Below are 684 nucleotides of genomic sequence, written 5' to 3'. Positions count from 1 at the left end.
AAAAGCGTAAGATCTTACGCTGATATTTACACTATAAAGGTATCACTCGGGCTTGTTCAACAATCGGGATAAGGACGCGGCTACGCGCGGCCTATCCTTATTCGTTATGTGTAAATTTACTCAACTCTTTGAGCTGGTGCTGTTGAATCCTGAAGTTCTGCTATTAGCACCTGTGAAATAGATTCTTGAACCTCTTCCACATTGCCACCATGTTTTTCCACATGCGCTACTGCAATGTTTTTTACTATATCAGCGAGTGCTATTCCCCATACCGCTGGCTCTTCCCATTTAGGATCAATAATAAATTCACTAGAATAATTATGATCAGACCAAACACGAAGAATTTCAAAAGAATCTTTAACTTCTTTTGCCATCGGCGGAGGTGTTAATTCATTTTTATTTTTTCCAAACACACTCGTACTCCCTAAAGCTAAGAAAACAGTAAATAATGAAACTATAAGATTAATTTTCACAAAACTTTCCTTTACACATAACGCCTTACTAAGCGGCGCAAAATTGTTGGCTAAAATTGCGAGGAACGAAGCTAGCCAACAGTTTAGCGCCCGTTTGAGTAACTTGTTGAACGAAGCCGCTATGCGGCAGAAGAGATAACAAGCCTCTTTGCTCTCCCATCCTAAATACTTACTAGTACAGGTCTTGTTAGGCCATTATTACTAGGAGTAT

General features: G+C 39.5%; 1 protein-coding gene. It reads right to left on the bottom strand.

Annotated elements, in window-relative coordinates; genetic code table 11:
- Window positions 1–116: 116 nt before the first annotated feature.
- Entirely contained in the window at window positions 117–473 is a 357-nt protein-coding gene (locus tag L2729_RS21550) for a DUF5076 domain-containing protein (protein WP_248990047.1), read from the bottom strand.
- Window positions 474–684: the final 211 nt, after the last annotated feature.

Origin of the sequence: Shewanella gelidimarina (genome assembly GCF_023283945.1) — a bacterium.
Classification (GTDB): domain Bacteria; phylum Pseudomonadota; class Gammaproteobacteria; order Enterobacterales; family Shewanellaceae; genus Shewanella; species Shewanella gelidimarina.
Note: the sequence above shows the minus strand (reverse complement) of the source record. Positions and strands in the feature narration are given on the sequence as shown.